Source organism: Micromonospora radicis, from assembly GCF_003583405.1.
GTDB classification, from domain to species: domain Bacteria; phylum Actinomycetota; class Actinomycetes; order Mycobacteriales; family Micromonosporaceae; genus Micromonospora; species Micromonospora radicis.
Map to the genome: position 1 here is coordinate 237,607 of NZ_QXEC01000001.1, position 17,145 is coordinate 254,751.

The following is a 17,145-nucleotide window of genomic DNA, read 5'->3' on the forward strand; positions in this document are numbered from 1 at the left end:
CCGATCAGGGCAAACCGGCCTCAGGACGGGGTTGGTGCGTTAGCGTGCGAGCCGGGGCGCCGAGGTGCCGGAGAGGTGGGAGGGGAACGGGTGATGAGTGAGGTGACCGTACGTTTCGTCGGCGGCCCGGCCCACGACCTGATTCGGACGCTGCCGGCGGGCCCGGACGGCGCGCCGCCCCGGCTGTGGGTGCTCCGCCGGCCCGCGGCGGCGCCCACGCCGGCCGCCGACCATCTCTACGCGCGGCAGCGGCCCGACGGCACGGTCTGGACGATGCGTTTCGTCCGAACCGATCCGGTCGGTGTGACCGAGTGACCGGCGGGCCTCCACCCGCACAGTCGGCCCACAGGATTCACACAAGCCGGATCCAGCGGGCCGGACCACGATGGGGGCCGTGATGACCGAGGGAGAGCTCGGGTCGGGTCGCGTGGAGCTGCGTCGGCCCGACGGGGAGCCGGTGCGGGTGCTGGTGGTCGACGACGAGCCGACCCTGACCGACCTGATGTCGATGGCGCTGCGGTACGAGGGCTGGCAGGTGCGTACGGCAGGCGACGGGATGACGGCGCTGCGCGCCGCCCGGCAGTTCCGGCCCGACGCGGTGGTGCTCGACGTGATGCTGCCGGACCTGGACGGTTTCCAGGTGCTGCGTCGGCTGCGCGAGGACGACCCCACCGTGCCGGTGCTCTTCCTGACCGCCAAGGACGCGGTGGAGGAGCGGGTCGCCGGGCTGACCGTGGGCGGCGACGACTACGTCACCAAGCCGTTCAGCCTGGAGGAGGTGATCGCCCGGCTGCGGGCGTTGCTGCGCCGCTCCGGCCTCGCCGTCGCCACCCGGCCGGACGCGGTGCTGACCGTCGGCGGTCTCAGCCTGGACGAGGACAGCCACGAGGTGCGCCGCGACGGGCAGCTGATCACCCTGACCGCCACCGAGTTCGAGCTGCTGCGGTACCTGATGCGCAACCCCCGGCGGGTGCTGAGCAAGGCGCAGATCCTCGACCGGGTGTGGAACTACGACTTCGGCGGCCAGGCCAACGTGGTCGAGCTGTACATCTCCTACCTGCGCAAGAAGATCGACGCCGGTCGGCAGCCGATGATCCACACGCTGCGCGGGGCCGGGTACCTGCTCAAGCCGGCGGAGTGAACGGGGTGCGGCGGTGGCTGGCGGGACGGTCGCTGCGGACCCGCCTGGTGGTCACCCTGGTCGCCCTGCTGGCCGTGGTCAGCCTCGCCATCGGCGGGATCACCACGGCCGCGCTGCGGCAGTTCCTGATCTCCCGGGTGGACGCCCAACTGCTCCCGATGACCGGGGTCCGCGGCGCGACGCCGTGGGAGCCCGGTCCGGGCAGCCCGCCCTGGTCCGACGTGCGGGTACCGCGCGGCTTCCCACCCGGCACGATCGACGCCCGCGTCGTGGACGGGCAGGTCATTGAGGCGTGGACGCTGGCCGAACGGCAGGAGGAGGCGGTACCGGTCGACCAGGTCGGCGCGTTGGCCACGGTGCCCACCGACGGCCAGGCGCACACCCTGCACCTGGGCGACCGGGGCAGCTACCGGGTCGTCGCCCGGCCGTCCTCCGGCGGGACCGAACGGGTGCTCGGCGTGCCGCTGACCGAGGTGGCGGACACCGTGTGGTGGATGGTCCTCGCCCAGGCCGGCGTCACCGCCGTCGGCCTGCTCGTCGCCGGTGCCGCCGGCACGTTGATCGTCCGGGCCACCCTGCGCCCGCTGCGCCGGGTCGCCGCCACCGCCGGTCGGGTCAGCGAACTGCCCCTGGACCGGGGCGAGGTGGCGCTCTCCGAACGGGTACCGGCGGCCGACACGGATCCGCGTACCGAGGTGGGGCAGGTGGGGGCCGCGCTCAACCGGCTGCTCGGGCACGTCGCCGCCGCGCTGGCCGCCCGGCAGGCTAGCGAGACCCGGGTACGCCAGTTCGTCGCCGACGCCAGCCACGAACTGCGTACGCCGCTGGCCGCGATCCGCGGCTACGCCGAGGTGGCCCGCCGCGGCCGCGACCAGGTGCCGGCCGACGTGGCGCACGCATTGCGCCGGGTGGAGTCGGAGAGCACCCGGATGACCAGCCTCGTCGACGACCTGCTGCTGCTGGCCCGGCTGGACTCCGGTCGGCCGCTCGCGGTCGAGCCGGTCGACCTCACCGCGCTGGTGGTGGATGCGGTCAGCGACGCCCACGTCGCCGGTCCCGAGCACCGTTGGCAGCTCGACCTGCCCGAACAGGTCGTCCGGGTGCCCGGCGACCCGGCCCGGCTGCATCAGGTGCTGACCAACCTGCTGACCAACGCGCGGGTGCACACGCCGCCGGGCAGCACCGTCACCACCAGCCTGCGGCTGGCCGACGACGTCGCCGAACTCAGCGTCACCGACGACGGTCCCGGCGTACCGCCGGAACTGCGTGACGAGGTCTTCGAACGCTTCGCCCGCGGCGACAGCTCCCGCTCCCGGGCCCACGGCAGCACCGGCCTCGGCCTGGCCATCGTCGCCGCCGTGGTGGAGGCCCACCACGGCGGCGTCGCGGTACGCAGCCGGCCGGGGCACACCGTCTTCACTGTCCGGCTGCCCCAGCCCAGCGTCGACCCGCCGGCCTGAGCGGGGCGCACCGGCGGGTCCGACCGGCCGGGTGGCAGGCTGGTGGCGTGTACCGGGAACGATCGGCCGGCGTCGCCGGTGCGGTGCTGTGGACCAGCACCGCACCGGCGGCTGCGGTGACCACCCGGGTGCTGCCGGACGGCTGCGTCGACCTGCTCTGGTCCAGCCGGGTCGGGCTGCTGGTGGCGGGTCCGGACCGCACCGCGCACCTCGGCACCAGTGCGCCGGGGGAGCGGTGGGTGGGCTTGCGGCTGCCGCCCGGGGTCGGTCCGGCGGTGCTCGGCGTGCCCGCGGTCCGGCTGCGCGACCAGCGGGTGCCGTTGCCGCAGGTGTGGGGCCCACGGGTCGTCGAACCGCTGGCCGAGCGGGCCGAGCGCGACCCGGCGCGCGTCCTGGTCGAGCTGGCCACGCACCGGCTGCGGGTCGCGGGTGGCCCGGATCCGCTCGGTGCCCGGGTGGCCGCCGCGCTCGCCGCCGGCGCCACGGTGGCCGCGACCGCCGCCGAGGTCGGCCTCGACCCGCGCGGCCTGCTGCGGCACAGCAGGAACCTGTTCGGGTACGGTCCGAAGACCCTCGCCCGGATCCTGCGGATGCACCGGGCGCTGGCGCTGGCCCGTACCGGCGTGTCCCTGGCCGAGGTGGCCGCCCGCAGCGGCTACGCCGACCAGGCCCACCTGACCCGGGACGTCCGGGATCTCGCCGGGGTGCCGCCCACGGCGCTGCTCACCGGCTGAGCCCCGGCGTCTCGCGGCGGCCCGGTCGCGGCGTGAGGTTGCGCCCCGGCGGCCCGGACCCTTCACTCCGGCGGGGCCGGGAGGGCGGCGAACAGGTCGACGGCGTTGCCGTCGGGGTCGTGCAGCACGGCGTAGCGCTGGCCCCAGACAGCGTCCCAGGGCGCCCGGTGGCCGTGGTGCCCGGCGGCGGTGAGTTCGGCGTACCAGCGGTCCACCTCCGCCGGCTCGGCGCAGCGGAAGGCCAACGACGTCCGGGAACTGCCCACCGGCGGGGTCCAGTCCGGGTCGAAGGACCGGATGGTGGCGAGGTCGTCCCAGGCGAGCCGGAGGCCACCGGGCAACGTCACCTCCACGTGCGGCTGCTGCTCCGCGCCGGACGGGATCTCCAGCCCCAGCCGGCGGTAGAACTCCAGGCTGCGGGCCAGGTCGGTGGTGACCAGGCCGATCAGGTCCAGTTCAGGCGTCATGGGGGCAGGCTACGGACGGTCCCCGGTCACCGTCTTGAACGAAACGGTCGGGAAGAAGTGGGCGTTGTGCCCGACAGGACAGCGAAGAGCAGCGTACGGTGGCAGAAGTCCGGCTCGACCATCTAAATCCGAAACATGAACATTCTGTGGTAATGCCGGGTATGGACATGGCGAGGGGAAAGGAGCGGTCGGTGAAACACTTGGCCTACCTGGACGCGGGATCCGGCAGCCTGATCGTGCAGGCGGTGGTCGGCGGGGTCGCCGGCGTCGCGGTGGCGGCCAAGCTCTACTGGCGCAGACTGGTCAGCCGCTTCCGCCGCCAGCCCACCGACCAGAGCTGACCCGCCCGGTATGACGATCCCGCACCCCGGCCCGGCCGGGCGGCCGGCACCGTCCGACACCGACCTGCGGGCCGAACCCGGCTCGTTCCGCGACCCGGCGAACCGGATCTTCCACGCCGGGCCGGACGTACTGCGCGCGCTCGACGAGACCGCGGCGGCACACTGGCGGGCCCTGGCCGGCAGCGCCTTCTTCCCGCCCCTGATGGCCGCCGGCAAGGTCTGCGGCACCGAGGAGCTGCCGGCGCAGGCGGCACCGGCGAACTGGGCGGCGCTGCTGCGGCACGAACGCATCCCGTTCGTCTCGCACCCGTACGAGTGGTCCTTCTCGATGCTGCGCGACGCCGCGCTGCTGCACCTGGAGATCCTCCGGGCCGCCCTGCCGGCCGGCTTCACCACCAAGGACGGATCGGCGTACAACCTCCAGTGGCGCGGCACCGAACCGGTCTTCATCGACGTGGGTTCGTTCGCCCCGCTGGCCGAGGGGGAACCCTGGGCCGGCTACCGGCAGTTCTGCCAGACCCTGCTCTACCCGCTGCTGCTCGGTGCCCACCTGGGGCTGGACTTCCAGCCGTGGTTGCGGGCCCGGGTCGACGGCATCGAACCGGACCAGATGGCCCGCCTGTTCAAGGGCGCCCGCCGCTTCCTGCCCGGCGTGCCGACCCACGTCCACCTGCACGGGCGGGCGCAACGCCGCAACGCCGACCGGAGCACCGCCGCGGTACGCGAGCAGTTGCGCGACGCCGGCTACAGCCGGGAACTGGCGCTGGCCTCGGTACGCGGGATGGAGAAGCTGGTCCGCCGCCTGGAACACGAGCCGCCCGCCAGCCACTGGGTGGACTACCAGCGCACCTGCGGCTACTCCGAGGCCGACCGGGCCGCCAAGGAACGGTTCGTGACCGCCGCGCTGACCAGCGCCGGTCGGGGACGACTCGTGCTCGACCTCGGCGCCAACGACGGCCGGTACTCGCGGATCGCCGCCCGCCACGCCGACCACGTCGTCGCCGTGGAACAGGACCCGGCGGTGGTCGACCGGCTCTACCGCACCCTGCGCGGCGAGGGTGAGCGCCGGGTGCTGCCGCTGGTGATGGACCTCGCCGACCCGTCGCCCGGCGGCGGCTGGCGCGGCGTCGAGCGGGCCTCCTTCGCCGCCCGGGCCGGTGCGGACACCGTGCTCGCCCTGGCCCTGGTGCACCACCTGGCGATCGGCCGCAACGTACCGCTGCCCGAGGTGGTCGGGTGTCTCGCCGAGCTGGCCGCGCCCGGCGGCCGGTTGGTGGTGGAGTTCGTCCACCCCGAGGACGCGATGGCCCGCCGGCTGCTGGCCAACAAACCCGACGGTATCTTCCCCGACTATCGGCGGGACGCCTTCGAGGCGCTGCTCGCCGCCCGGGGCACCGTCGAAGACCGGCTGGAACTGCCCTCGGGCAGCAGAACCCTCTACCGGGTGGCCCTGGGTGGCTGACCGTACCCCGGTCGAGGTCGGTCCGGTCGGCGTCGGCGAGTCGGCACCCGCCGACGGTCCGCAGGTACGCCGACCGCGGGTACGCCGGTGGCGCTGGGGGTGTGGCGGCTGGCGGGCCGAGACGGGGCGGCTGCTGGAGACCACCGCGCTGCTCGGACTGGTGATCACCCAGCCGCTGCTGGACGTGCTCGGCCGCAGCCCGGACTTCTTCCTGTTCCACCGTGCCGACCGGAGCGAGATCCTGCTGCTGGTGGCCCTGATCGCGGTCCTGCCGCCGGTGGCGGTGGGGCTGCTCGGCGTGCTGTCGGGGCTGGCCGGCCCGGCCGTGCGGGCGGCGACGCACACCCTGCTGGTGGGCCTGCTGGTGGCCGCGCTGGCAGTGCAGGTCGGTCGCCACCTCACTCCGCTGCGGGGCGTACCGCTGCTGCTGGTGGCCGCCGTGGCCGGCGCCGCCGCGGCGGCCGCGCACCGGCGGTGGCGGGCCCCGGGTCGGGTGCTGCGACTGGCCGGTGCCGGTCCGCTGATCTTCGTCGGGCTGTTCCTGTTCGCCTCACCGACCGCGCCGGTGGTGCTGCCGCGTGGCGACGGCGGCGCGGCCGGTACGGCCACCGGCAGCCTGCACCCACCGGTGGTCATGCTGGTCCTCGACGAGTTGCCGCTGGTCTCCCTGCTCGGCGCGGACGGCGGGATCGACGCCGAACGGTTCCCGAACTTCGCGGCGCTGGCCGACGCCTCCACCTGGTACCGCAACGCGACCGGGGTGAGCGGCTGGACGCCGTACGCGTTGCCGGCGATGCTGACCGGCCGGTACCCGGCCGAGCCGGTCGCCCCGCACTACTCGCACTACCCGGACAACCTCTTCACCGCCTTCGGCGGGCTGTACGACATCCGCGCCGAGGAGAGCATCACCCGGCTCTGCCCGCCCAGCCGCTGTGAACAGCCCGTCACCCCGGAACAGGGCCTCGGGGTGCTGACCCGCGAGACCGGCCGGCTGCTGCGTCAGGTGACGGCGCCGTGGGACAGCCGGATCGACCCGGAGAACTCGTACCGGGAACAGACCGTCGAAGAGGCGGGCATCGACGCGGCCGAGCCGGTGCCGGACGACCCGAAGTTCCGCTGGGACAGCCTGAACGTCAACCAGCCGGCCCGGTTCACCAGCTTCCTGCAGGGGCTGACCCCCTCGGCCCGGCCGACGCTGCACTTCCTGCACCTGCTGATGCCGCACTCACCGTGGGCCTACCTGCCCTCGGGCGCACGCTACGAGGCGCCCGAGGAGTTCCCCAACGAGGGCGACGGTTGGGTGGACCTGGCCCGTGCCCGGCACCTCGCGCAACTCGGCTACACCGACCGGCTGATCGGTGAGACGCTGCGGACGCTGCGCGACAACGGGCTGTGGGACCAGGCCCTGGTCGTGGTCACCGCCGACCACGGGGTGAGCTTCACCAAGGGCGCGCAGGGACGGGGGATGGACGCCATCCGGGCCGCCGCCGACGAGGTGGCCTGGGTGCCGATGTTCGTCAAGACGCCCGGGCAGCGCGCCGGCCGGATCGACGACCGCAACTGGGAGCACGTCGACCTGCTGCCCACGATCGCCGACGAGGCCGCGATCCGGCTGCCGCACCGGGTCGACGGCCGCTCCGCGCGCCAGGCACCGCGCGATCCCGGCAAGGTGTTCTACGACCGGCCCGCCGAGCCGACCCCGATCGAGGGCGGGGTGCCCGGGCCGCAGCCGCCCCCGGCGCCGCACCCGCTGGTCGGCACCGGCGTGGGCGCCGCGCCGCCCGGCCCCACCGCCCGCGTCGGCGGTCAGGACGGTTTCCGCGCGGTGGACCCGGACAGCGGCGACCTGCCGGCGATGATCTGGGGCACCCTGCCCGACCAGGTTCCCGACGGCACCGCGCTGGCGGTCGCGGTCAACGGCACCGTGGCCACGGTGGTGCCGGTGGTCGCCCCCGATCCGGGCGGCCGTCGCTTCGCCGCGTTGATCGCCGACGACCGGCTCTTCCACCCCGGCGCCAACCGGCTCGACCTGTACCTCGTCGAGGCCGACGGTGGCCTGCGTCACCTGACCATCTCCTGAGCCGTACCGGCTCGTGACCCGGCCGTCGAGCCGTCGCACAGCTTCGTCCCGCTCGCGTACTTCCACGCTTCGTGTGCCGTCCGTTCCTTTCCGTCCTGGTCGTCGGGGTTTCCCAGCCGTCCGGTCGGGAATCGGGTGACGCATACCTCACCGCCGAACCACCGCGGGCGGTGTTGTCGCCACCGCAATTACGGTAGAAGCGAAGGCAATTCAACGTAGATCTGCCGGCGAAGCGAGGAAACACATGACGGAAGTCAAGCTCGATCACCCCGGCGGGCAGCTGTCGATGCCGGTACATTCCGCGGTCGAGGGCCCCGCCGGTATCGGTGTGGGCAAGCTGCTGAAGGAAACCGGACTCACCACCTACGACCCGGGTTTCGTCAACACCGCCGCCTGCTCGTCCGCGATCACCTACATCGACGGCGACGCGGGCATCCTGCGCTACCGGGGTTACCCGATCGAGCAGCTGGCCGAGAAGAGCTCCTTCCTGGAGGTCTCCTACCTGCTGATCTACGGCGAGTTGCCGACCGGCGAGCAGCTGACCGAGTTCAGCGAGCGGATCCGCCGGCATTCGCTGCTGCACGAGGAGATGCGCCGGTTCTTCGACGGCTTCCCCCGGGACGCGCACCCGATGGCGGTGCTCTCCTCGGCGGTCAGCGCCATCTCCACCTTCTACCAGGACAGCCTGGACCCGTTCGACGCCGAGCACGTGGAGATGTCCACGGTCCGGCTGATGGCGAAGGTGCCGACCATCGCCTCGTACGCCTACAAGAAGTCCATCGGGCAGCCGCTGCTGTACCCGGACAACTCGCTGGGCTACGTGGAGAACTTCCTGCGGATGACGTTCGGCGTGCCGGCGGAGCCGTACGAGGTCGACCCGGTGATGGCCCGCGTACTGGACATGCTGTTCGTCCTGCACGCCGACCACGAGCAGAACTGCTCGACCTCCACCGTGCGGCTGGTCGGCTCCAGCAACGCCAACCTGTTCGCCTCGGTCTCGGCCGGCGTGAACGCCCTGTTCGGCCCGCTGCACGGCGGCGCCAACCAGGCGGTGCTGGAGATGCTGGAGCGGATCCAGGCCGACGGCGGTGACGTGCAGTCCTTCGTCCGCAAGGTGAAGGACAAGCAGGACGGCGTCAAGCTGATGGGCTTCGGCCACCGGGTCTACAAGAACTACGACCCGCGCGCCGCGATCGTGAAGAAGGCCGCCCAGGACGTGCTCGGCCGGATGGCCAAGCCCGACCCGATGCTGGACATCGCGATGCAGCTGGAGGAGATCGCCCTCGCCGACGACTTCTTCGTCTCCCGGCGGCTCTACCCGAACGTGGACTTCTACACCGGCCTGATCTACAAGGCCATGGGCTTCCCGACGAAGATGTTCACGGTGTTGTTCGCCCTCGGCCGGCTGCCGGGTTGGATCGCCCAGTGGCGCGAGATGATCAACGACCCGGAGACGAAGATCGGTCGTCCGCGGCAGATCTACACCGGCGCCACCGAGCGGGACTACCTCCCCCTCGAGAAGCGCTGACGGCTCCTCGCGGCACCGGACGACGGCCGCCGTCCCCGATCGGGGGACGGCGGCCGTCGTGGTCCGCGAGGAGGGGGTTGAGCCCCGCGGCGGTCAGTGTGCCGTGTGGTCGTGGTCGTCCTCGGTGCCCGCCGTGGTGGGCAGCGAGCCGAGTACCTGGTTGATCACGTGGATCCGGGCGTTGGACGCCTGGTAGTCCGCGCACACCGTGTCGGCCCGGTCCGCGACGCGGGCGCCCTGTTCCTGGCCGGTGACGGCCAGCCGGGTACCGGCGAGGGTGGTCACGCTGCCGGCGTCGACCAGCTCGGCAACCGGCAACGAGCCGGTGACCACGTGGTCGCGCAGCAGCCCACGCAGCTCGTCGGTGTCGTGCAGCAGCAACTCGTCGAGGTTGGTGCGGGAGAACTTGGCCGCGAACGCGTCGTCGGTCGGGGCCAGGATCGTCACCCCCGGCGTTCCGGTCAGTTCGTCGGCCAGGCCGGTGGCCCGTACCGCCGCCTCGAAGGTGGTGAGTACCGGGATCCACTGCAGGGCCTGGTCGGCGGGCTGACCGGCCAGCGAGCCCGGGTTGCCCGGCTCGTCCCCGGCCGGCAGTTGGTCGCAGAGCGGTCCGGTCACGCTGACCGTCACCGGCGGGCCGGACGACGTACCGGATCCGCCGTTCGCGCCGGTGCAGCCGCTCGCCACGACGAGGAGGGTGAGAGCCGCGCCGACGAGCGTCGCCCGCCGGCGATCCCGGCGGGCCGGCGGTCGCGCGGCCCAAGCAAGGGTGTCGGTCACGATCTGCTCCACTTCCGCTGGTGAGGGGTACCGGCAGGCCGGGCGCGGAACCGGCCTGCCGGTACGACGGTCATCGGTGCGGGCTCAGCTCAGCTCACAGGCTCGCGCACTGGCTGAACTTCGGACCGCTGACCGAGTTGGCGACCTCCAGGTTGGTCGGCGCGATGCCGTTGCCGGTGCAACCCAGCGGGCCGTTGACGGTGTTTCCGGCGATCAGCGGTGCCACGTCGGCGCTGTCGACCACGTTGACCGGGCCGCTCACCTTGTTGCCGACCAGGACCACGGGGCCCCGGACGCCGGTGACGTTGACCGGACCGTTGACCGTGCTGTCGGTCAGCACGAACCCGGCCGCGCCGCTGGCGTCCACCGGCCCGTTGATCGAGCCACCGTTGACGATCAGCGTGGCGCCCGGCTGGACCCGGACCGGACCCCGGACGGTGGCGCCGTCCAGGCAGGCCACCCCGGAGACCGTCAGCGGACCGTTGTGGGTACCGGTCAGCGTGGGGGCTACCCGCTCACCGGCGACCAGGCCCTCGGCGGCCTGCCCGTCGAGCAGCAGCGGCACCAGACCCCGCTCCGGCTGCGACATCGGCACCAGGTAGCCGTCGGCGACCTTGACCACCTTCCAGCCGTGGGCGGCGAGCCGCTGTGCCACGGTGGTCTGCCGGCCGGCCGGACCGTCGGTCCGCGCCCCGTGGTACTGCTCCTCGGTGAGCTTGTAGGCACACGGCACCTGCTCCAGGATCCGCTCCGGAGTCGGCGCGTCCACCGGCGGCGGGGTGTCACCCGGGTGCGGAGCCGGGTACGCCTCGATCGGACGGGAACCCCGGAAGACGATCCGGCCGGTGTTCGCCGACTGGAACTTGATCGCCTCGGCCCGGGCGGCGGTGATGTCGCCGACGCGCGCCCCGTGGTACGCGAGGAACTGGTTGAACGTCCAGAGCGCCGAGTACGTCTTGCGGCGGCGGTTGTTGGCGGTGTTGCCCTCGTCCGGCCGGGTCGGTCCGCCGGAGCTGCGCAGCTCCAGCAGCGAGTTGACCACGTTCTTCAGGCCGAGGGTGTTGCGCAGGATGGTCTCCTCACCCAGGCCCACGTTGGCCCCGGTGCACCCGTACGGGCAGGCCCACCAGCCGTCCTTGGCGCCCTGGGTGTACATGTGACCCTCGATCATGTGCTGCGACTCGTCGAAGATTCCCTGGGCCACGTTGGCGTGCCGCGGCGGCAGCATCGGCAGGTCACCGGTGTTGGTGTTGCCGTACTCGTGCCCGTCGTAGCTGGCGATCGGCCGGTAGTCGCGGATCATCTCCACGAAGGTCTGGGTCTCCGGCTGGCGGATCAGCGAGTAGTCCCGGTTCAGGTCCTGACCGGTGGAGTTGCCCCGGCTGTTGGCCGCCCGGCCGTCACCGTTGATGGTCGGCAGGATCAGCATCGTGGTCTTCGACAGCCGGTCGAGGGTGGCCGGGTCGTCGGTGAACGCCAACTGCCGGGCCATGATGAAGCAGGCCTCACGGTCACCGGGCTCGTTGCCGTGCACGTTGCAGTTGACCAGCAGCGGGTTCGTCGCGGCCACGGCCTCCGGGGTGGCCGGCGGCGTGGGGTAGCCGATGACGAACATGTTGATCGGCCGGTTCTGGATGGTGCGGCCGATCTCCACCACCCGGACCCGGTCGCTCAGCTCGTCGATCGCCGCCGTGTAGGCGTACTCGTTGACGTCGCTGGTGTACTGCGCGCCCAGCGTGTTCTCCCACTGGGTACGCAGGTTCTGCCCCGGGGTGCCCGGGTCGCCCCAGTGGGCGTTGGTGGTGCCGGCGACCGGCGCCGAGTACGGCTGAGCCGTGGTACCGAAGCGGGCCCGCACGCGCCACTGGAACCGGTTGCCGGGGGCGAACCCGGCGTCGGCGAAGGTGGGCTCGGAGTTGTTGATCTGCCGGTTCGGACGCCAGACACCGACGATCACCGAGTTGCCGGTGGCGGTGCCGTCGTCGGCGACCGGAGTCCGCTCGATCTGGTAGTCGGTGGCCCCGTCGACGTGGGTCCAGGCCAGGGTCGCGTACCCGGCACCCTGGACGACCGTCACGTCCTGCACCTGGTTCGGCTCCGCCTGCAGCTGCAGGGCGGTACCCGCGAGCTGGCCGTGGGCCTGGGCGGGCAGCGCCGTCGCCGCGAGGATGGCGGCGAGCAGACTGGAGAAGACACCGGCCGTTGTCCGTCTGTATCGCAAAGGGGATCTCCAAACAGGAGGGATGGCTGGGTACCGCTCAGCACACCCGCCACCGACCGGTCGCGGGGCCGCGAGCTGGGAATCTTGAGGATCATCTGAGATTCCCGGCCCCGTGGTGTCGCCGCCGCCGACCGGCGGTTCAGCCCGCCCGGAGCCGATACCCGACACCGCGTACCGTTTCCACCAGTCCGGCGTCGTCGAGCTTGCCGCGCAACGCCGCGACGTGCACGTCCAGGTTGTGCCGGGTCGCCCAGGTGGTCTGCCAGACCTGCAACTGCAACCGGTCCCGGGGCACCACCGTGCCGGCCTGCCGGGCCAGCGCCACCAGCAGGTCGAACTCCTTGCGGGACAGGCCGACCTCCCGGTCGGCGACCCAGACCCGTCGGGCGTCGACGTCGATGCGCAGCGCGCCCACCTGCAACGCCGCCACCGTCTGGACGGTACGGGTGGTCCGGCGCATCACCGCCTCGATACGCGCCTGCAACTCCACCATCGAGAACGGCTTCACCACGTAGTCGTCGGCACCGGCGCGCAGCCCGGCCACCCGGTCCTGCTCCTCACCGCGAGCGGTCACCGCGATGATGGCGACCACCTCGTTGTGCTGACGGATCCGTCGGCACACCTCCAGCCCGTCGCGGTCGGGCAGGCTCATGTCGAGCAGGATGAGGTCGACCGGCTCCGCCTCGACCGCCTCCGCGGCCGTGACCGCCTGCACCACCTCGTGCCCCCGCCGCCGCAGCGCCGAGGCGAGCCCCGCCGACACGCGTAGGTCGTCTTCCACCAGGAGCACCCGCACCGACACCCTCCTCGACCCGCCCCCGTTGGATGTACGCGAGTCTGTCGGATGTGAACGGCCGTTGACCAGTGCGGATACAAGATCGTAACGGCAGAATCGGCGGCCCGAACGGGTCTGGTTCCGGTGGAGGTCGACAGGCGGAGCAACCGCACCCCGTCGGGTTCCGACATCTGTCGAAGCCCGACGGGGTGCGGGGAGGACCGGGCCCGGATCAGCCGGTGCGCAGACCGGCGGCGGCGAGCAGGTTGCCCTCCGGCACCACCGCGCGTGCCCGGCCGTGCGCCATCTGCCGGGCGGCCTGCTCGGCGGTGAAGCCCGGGGCCTGCGCGATGGCCGCCGCGTACGTGGCCGCGGTCCGGCTGGCGATGGCCGCCCAGCCGTACCGCTCGTGCACCATGGTGCGGGCCCGCCGGGCCAGCGTCCGGGCATTCTCCTGGTCGGACAGCAGGGCGTGCACCGCCTCGGCCAGCGAGTGCGGGTCGTGCGGGCGGAACGTCGTCCCGGTGACACCCGGCTCGACGATCTCGGCCAGCCCGCCGGTCTCGGCGACCGCGAGCGGCGCACCGGCGGCGGCGCCCTCCAGGGCGACCATGCCGAACGGCTCGTAGATGCTGGGCACCACGAAGCAGTCCGAGGCGGCCAGCACCGCGGGCAGTTCCGTGCCACCGAGGAACCCGGGCAGGCTGACCGTGTCGGCCAGGCCGAGCCGCCGCACGTCGGCCGCCAGCTCACCCTGGTACGGGCCGTCGCCGACGATCACCGCGCGCAGGCCCGGGTGCCGCTCACGCAGCCGGGGCAGCGCGGCCAGCAGGTGCTGCACCCCCTTCTCGTACACCAGCCGGCCGGCGAAGGTGACCAGCGGACCGGCACCGGCGAACCGGGCCCGGGCCCGGGCGACGGCGGTCGCCGGCGCGCGCCAGCGGTGCGGCTCCACCCCGTTGGGCACCACGTCGACCCGACCGGCCGGCACGCCGAACAGCCCGGTCACCTCGTCGCGCATGTAGCCGGAGCAGACCACCACCCGGGTCGACTCGCCGCCGAGCCACTGCTCGACGCCGTGGATGGTGCGGTTCATCTCGCCGGGCAGCCAGCCCTGGTGCCGGCCCGCCTCGGTGGCGTGGATGGTCGTCACCAGCGGCAGGTCGAGGTGCTCGCGCAGGGTCATCGCGGTGTGCGCGACCAGCCAGTCGTGGGCGTGGACGACGTCGTACCCGCCGGTCTCGGCGGCCCGCAGGGCCGCCCGGGTGAGCGTGTGGTTGAACGCCATCGTCCAGGCCAGCAGGCTCTCGGTGGCCAGCGGGAAGGTCACCGGATCCTCGGCGGCCCGCACCACCCGTACGCCGTCGACGTACTCCTCCAACGGGGCGCCCTCGGCGTGCCGGGTGACGACGGTGACCTCGTGCCCGGCGGCGACCAGGGCCGTCGACAGGGCGTGCACGTGCCGACCCAGGCCACCCACGAGCACCGGCGGGAACTCCCAGGACAGCATCAGGATGCGGTGGGTCCGCGGCGGGGTGGCCGGGCCCGGCTGGGCCGGGATCTGGGGTCGCGAGGTGAGCGTGGGCCGGTGCACCCGGTCCGTGGCGGTGGCGGTACGCCCGCCGATCCGCAGGGTCGTCACATCAGTCTCCGTCCGTGCAGGAGGGAACGCGCCGACGACGATGGCGGCGAGGGAACAACGTTGGGTTTCGGACACGCGCGTACGCGGCCGACGGTGCGAGGATCGAGAGCGCGCGACCGCGCACCCGCGGATCAGGGATCGCCGGCGCGTGAGCACTTGCCCGACACCAAGGAAACGTCATGCCGGCCGGATCCGCACCTTGAGGACGGTCACAGTGACTGACGGCACCGTGAGGATTCATCCCGGGTCGGTCGGCCGGACACCCGGCATTCACCCGATCGGATGGATTGGTGGCGGACCGTGCGGGGCATTACCGCCCCGCGCATCACCCCGGATCCCCCGGGCGGGTGTGCTCATGGTGCGGGCGCGCTCATGACACTGGGCCGAAGGAGCGACATGCAGGTCTGGCCGGGCGAGCGGTATCCCCTCGGTGCCACCTACGACGGGATGGGCACCAACTTCGCGATCTTCTCCGAGGTGGCCGAGAGGATCGAACTCTGCCTCTTCGACGAGTGGGACGTCGGCCACGAGCGCCGGGTCGAACTCCGCGAGGTCGACGCGTACGTCTGGCACGCCTACATTCCCGGCATCGGGCCGGGGCAGCGGTACGGCTACCGGGTACACGGCCCGTACGACCCGGCGAACGGCCTGCGCTGCAACCCGCACAAGCTGCTCATCGACCCGTACGCGAAGGCCGTCGACGGGGACGTGCACTGGGATCCGGCGGTCTACGACTACGTCCACGGCGAGCCGGAACGGATGAGCGAGACCGACTCGGCGCCGTTCATGCCCAAGTCGGTGGTGGTCAACCCGTACTTCGACTGGGGCAACGACGCGCCACCGCGCATCCCGTACCACCACTCGGTCATCTACGAGGCGCACGTACGCGGGCTGACCATGCGGCTGCCCGGCATCCCCGAGGAGCTGCGCGGTACGTACGCGGGGATCGCCTCGCCGCCGATGATCGAGCACCTGACCCGGCTCGGCATCACCGCCATCGAACTGATGCCGGTGCACCAGTTCGTCAACGACCACCGCCTGGCCGACCTGGGGCTGCGCAACTACTGGGGCTACAACACCATCGGCTTCTTCGCCCCGCACCACGCCTACTCCGCGCTGGGCCACGTCGGGCAGCAGGTGCAGGAGTTCCGCGGCATGGTCAAGGCGCTGCACGCGGCCGGCATCGAGGTCATCCTCGACGTGGTCTACAACCACACCGCCGAGGGCAACCACCTCGGTCCGACGCTGAGCTTCAAGGGCGTCGACAACCCCAGCTACTACCGGCTCTCCGAGGAAGACCGGCGCTACTACGTCGACTACACCGGCACCGGCAACAGCCTCAACGTCCGCAGCCCGCACTCGCTGCAACTGATCATGGACTCGCTGCGGTACTGGGTCACCGAGATGCACGTCGACGGCTTCCGCTTCGACCTGGCCGCCACCCTGGCCCGCGAGTTCTACGAGGTCGACCGGCTCTCCACCTTCTTCGAGGTGGTCCAGCAGGACCCGGTGGTGAGCCGGGTCAAGCTCATCGCCGAGCCGTGGGACGTCGGCCCCGGCGGCTATCAGGTCGGCAACTTCCCGCCGCAGTGGACCGAGTGGAACGGCAAGTACCGGGACACCGTCCGCGACTTCTGGCGCGGCGAGCCGGCGACCCTCGCCGAGTTCGCCTCCCGCATCTCCGGCTCCGCCGACCTCTACCAGGACGACGGCCGTCGCCCCTTCCACAGCATCAACTTCGTCACCTGCCACGACGGGTTCACCCTGACCGACCTGGTGTCGTACAACGACAAGCACAACGAGGCCAACGGGGAGGACAACCGGGACGGGGAGAGCCACAACCGGTCCTGGAACTGCGGCGTCGAGGGCGACACCGACGACCCCGGGGTACTGGCGCTGCGGGCCAAGCAGCGGCGCAACTTCATCGCCACCCTGCTGCTGTCGCAGGGCGTACCGATGATCGGCCACGGCGACGAACTGGGCCGCACCCAGCGGGGCAACAACAACGCCTACTGCCAGGACAGCGAACTGGCCTGGATCGACTGGGACGCGATCGACACCGAGCTGCTGGACTTCACCCGGCGGTTGGTCGAGTTCCGCCGCCAGCACCAGGTGTTCCAGCGTCGCCGCTTCTTCACCGGCCTGCCGGTACGCGGCCGGGAGATCGACGAACCCCTGCCCGACCTGGCCTGGTACACCCCCGACGGGCGGCAGATGACCGGCGAGGACTGGGGTAACGACTTCGGCCGCTCGGTGGCGCTGTTCGTCAACGGCGACGGCATCCGGGAACGCGGCCAGTACGGCCAACGCCACCACGACGCCTCCTTCTGGCTCTGCTTCAACGCCCACGACGCACCACTGGACTTCACCCCACCGCCGGCCGAGTTCGGCCAACGCTGGGAGCTCGTGATCAGCACCGTCGAACCCGACCAGGACAAGGGCACCACCATCGAGGCCGGCGGCACGGTCTGCGTACCGGACCGGTCCCTGGTGGTGCTGGAAAGGGTCGCCTGA

At 72.2% G+C, this 17,145-nt stretch carries 14 protein-coding genes; 9 read left to right on the forward strand and 5 right to left on the reverse strand.

Going from position 1 to position 17,145, the window contains the following annotated elements:
- Nucleotides 1-93 precede the first annotated feature (93 nt).
- The 4 genes from D2L64_RS01110 (at nt 94) to D2L64_RS01125 (ending at nt 3,335) form a co-directional block, all read left to right on the forward strand.
- Nucleotides 94-315, forward strand: coding sequence for a hypothetical protein (locus D2L64_RS01110; RefSeq protein ID WP_119572540.1), 222 nt, complete (start codon nt 94-96; stop codon nt 313-315).
- Between the two features lie 82 nt (nt 316-397).
- The gene (locus tag D2L64_RS01115; RefSeq protein ID WP_407663042.1) at nt 398-1,141 is read left to right on the forward strand and encodes a response regulator transcription factor; all 744 of its coding nucleotides are present in this window, start codon (nt 398-400) and stop codon (nt 1,139-1,141) included.
- 17 nt (nt 1,142-1,158) lie between these two features.
- A complete protein-coding gene (locus D2L64_RS01120) occupies nt 1,159-2,601 on the forward strand; it encodes a sensor histidine kinase (protein ID WP_119572821.1) in 1,443 nt (480 codons plus the stop codon).
- 47 nt (nt 2,602-2,648) lie between these two features.
- A complete protein-coding gene (locus D2L64_RS01125; protein WP_119572542.1) occupies nt 2,649-3,335 on the forward strand; it encodes a helix-turn-helix domain-containing protein in 687 nt (228 codons plus the stop codon).
- A 62-nt stretch (nt 3,336-3,397) separates the two neighbouring features.
- Here D2L64_RS01125 and D2L64_RS01130 read toward each other — a convergent pair whose 3' ends face one another.
- Nucleotides 3,398-3,802, reverse strand: coding sequence for a VOC family protein (locus tag D2L64_RS01130; RefSeq protein WP_119572543.1), 405 nt, complete (start codon nt 3,800-3,802; stop codon nt 3,398-3,400).
- Nucleotides 3,803-3,993: 191 nt separating this feature from the next.
- On the opposite strand from D2L64_RS01130, the gene D2L64_RS27465 reads away from it, so the two are divergent.
- The 4 genes from D2L64_RS27465 to D2L64_RS01145 all read left to right on the forward strand — a co-directional run bounded on the left by D2L64_RS27465 (nt 3,994) and on the right by D2L64_RS01145 (nt 9,213).
- Complete coding sequence (locus D2L64_RS27465; protein WP_199714358.1) at nt 3,994-4,143, forward strand: hypothetical protein; 150 nt, start codon at nt 3,994-3,996, stop codon at nt 4,141-4,143.
- Between the two features lie 10 nt (nt 4,144-4,153).
- Nucleotides 4,154-5,605 carry a class I SAM-dependent methyltransferase gene (locus D2L64_RS01135; protein WP_119572544.1) on the forward strand — a complete coding sequence of 484 codons (1,452 nt, stop codon included), beginning with the start codon at nt 4,154-4,156 and terminating at the stop codon, nt 5,603-5,605.
- Nucleotides 5,598-7,685, forward strand: coding sequence for a sulfatase-like hydrolase/transferase (locus tag D2L64_RS01140; RefSeq protein ID WP_119572545.1), 2,088 nt, complete (start codon nt 5,598-5,600; stop codon nt 7,683-7,685). Before D2L64_RS01135 ends, D2L64_RS01140 begins: the two co-directional genes overlap by 8 nt.
- Before the next feature lie 244 nt (nt 7,686-7,929).
- A complete protein-coding gene (locus D2L64_RS01145; RefSeq protein ID WP_119572546.1) occupies nt 7,930-9,213 on the forward strand; it encodes a citrate synthase in 1,284 nt (427 codons plus the stop codon).
- A 93-nt stretch (nt 9,214-9,306) separates the two neighbouring features.
- Here D2L64_RS01145 and D2L64_RS01150 read toward each other — a convergent pair whose 3' ends face one another.
- The 4 genes from D2L64_RS01150 to D2L64_RS01165 form a co-directional block, all read right to left on the reverse strand.
- On the reverse strand, nt 9,307-9,993 hold the full coding sequence (locus D2L64_RS01150; protein WP_158603427.1) for a fasciclin domain-containing protein: 687 nt from the start codon (nt 9,991-9,993) through the stop codon (nt 9,307-9,309).
- Nucleotides 9,994-10,087: 94 nt separating this feature from the next.
- Nucleotides 10,088-12,214, reverse strand: coding sequence for a M14 family zinc carboxypeptidase (locus D2L64_RS01155; protein WP_233558693.1), 2,127 nt, complete (start codon nt 12,212-12,214; stop codon nt 10,088-10,090).
- A gap of 139 nt (nt 12,215-12,353) precedes the next feature.
- Entirely contained in the window at nt 12,354-13,010 is a 657-nt protein-coding gene (locus tag D2L64_RS01160) for a response regulator transcription factor (protein ID WP_119572823.1), read from the reverse strand.
- Between the two features lie 211 nt (nt 13,011-13,221).
- A complete protein-coding gene (locus tag D2L64_RS01165) occupies nt 13,222-14,631 on the reverse strand; it encodes a glycosyltransferase family 4 protein (RefSeq protein WP_119572548.1) in 1,410 nt (469 codons plus the stop codon).
- Between the two features lie 396 nt (nt 14,632-15,027).
- Here D2L64_RS01165 and glgX point away from each other — a divergent pair, with 396 nt between their 5' ends.
- Nucleotides 15,028-17,145 (forward strand): glycogen debranching protein GlgX, encoded by a 2,118-nt coding sequence (gene glgX, locus D2L64_RS01170; RefSeq protein WP_119572549.1) that lies wholly within the window; start codon nt 15,028-15,030, stop codon nt 17,143-17,145.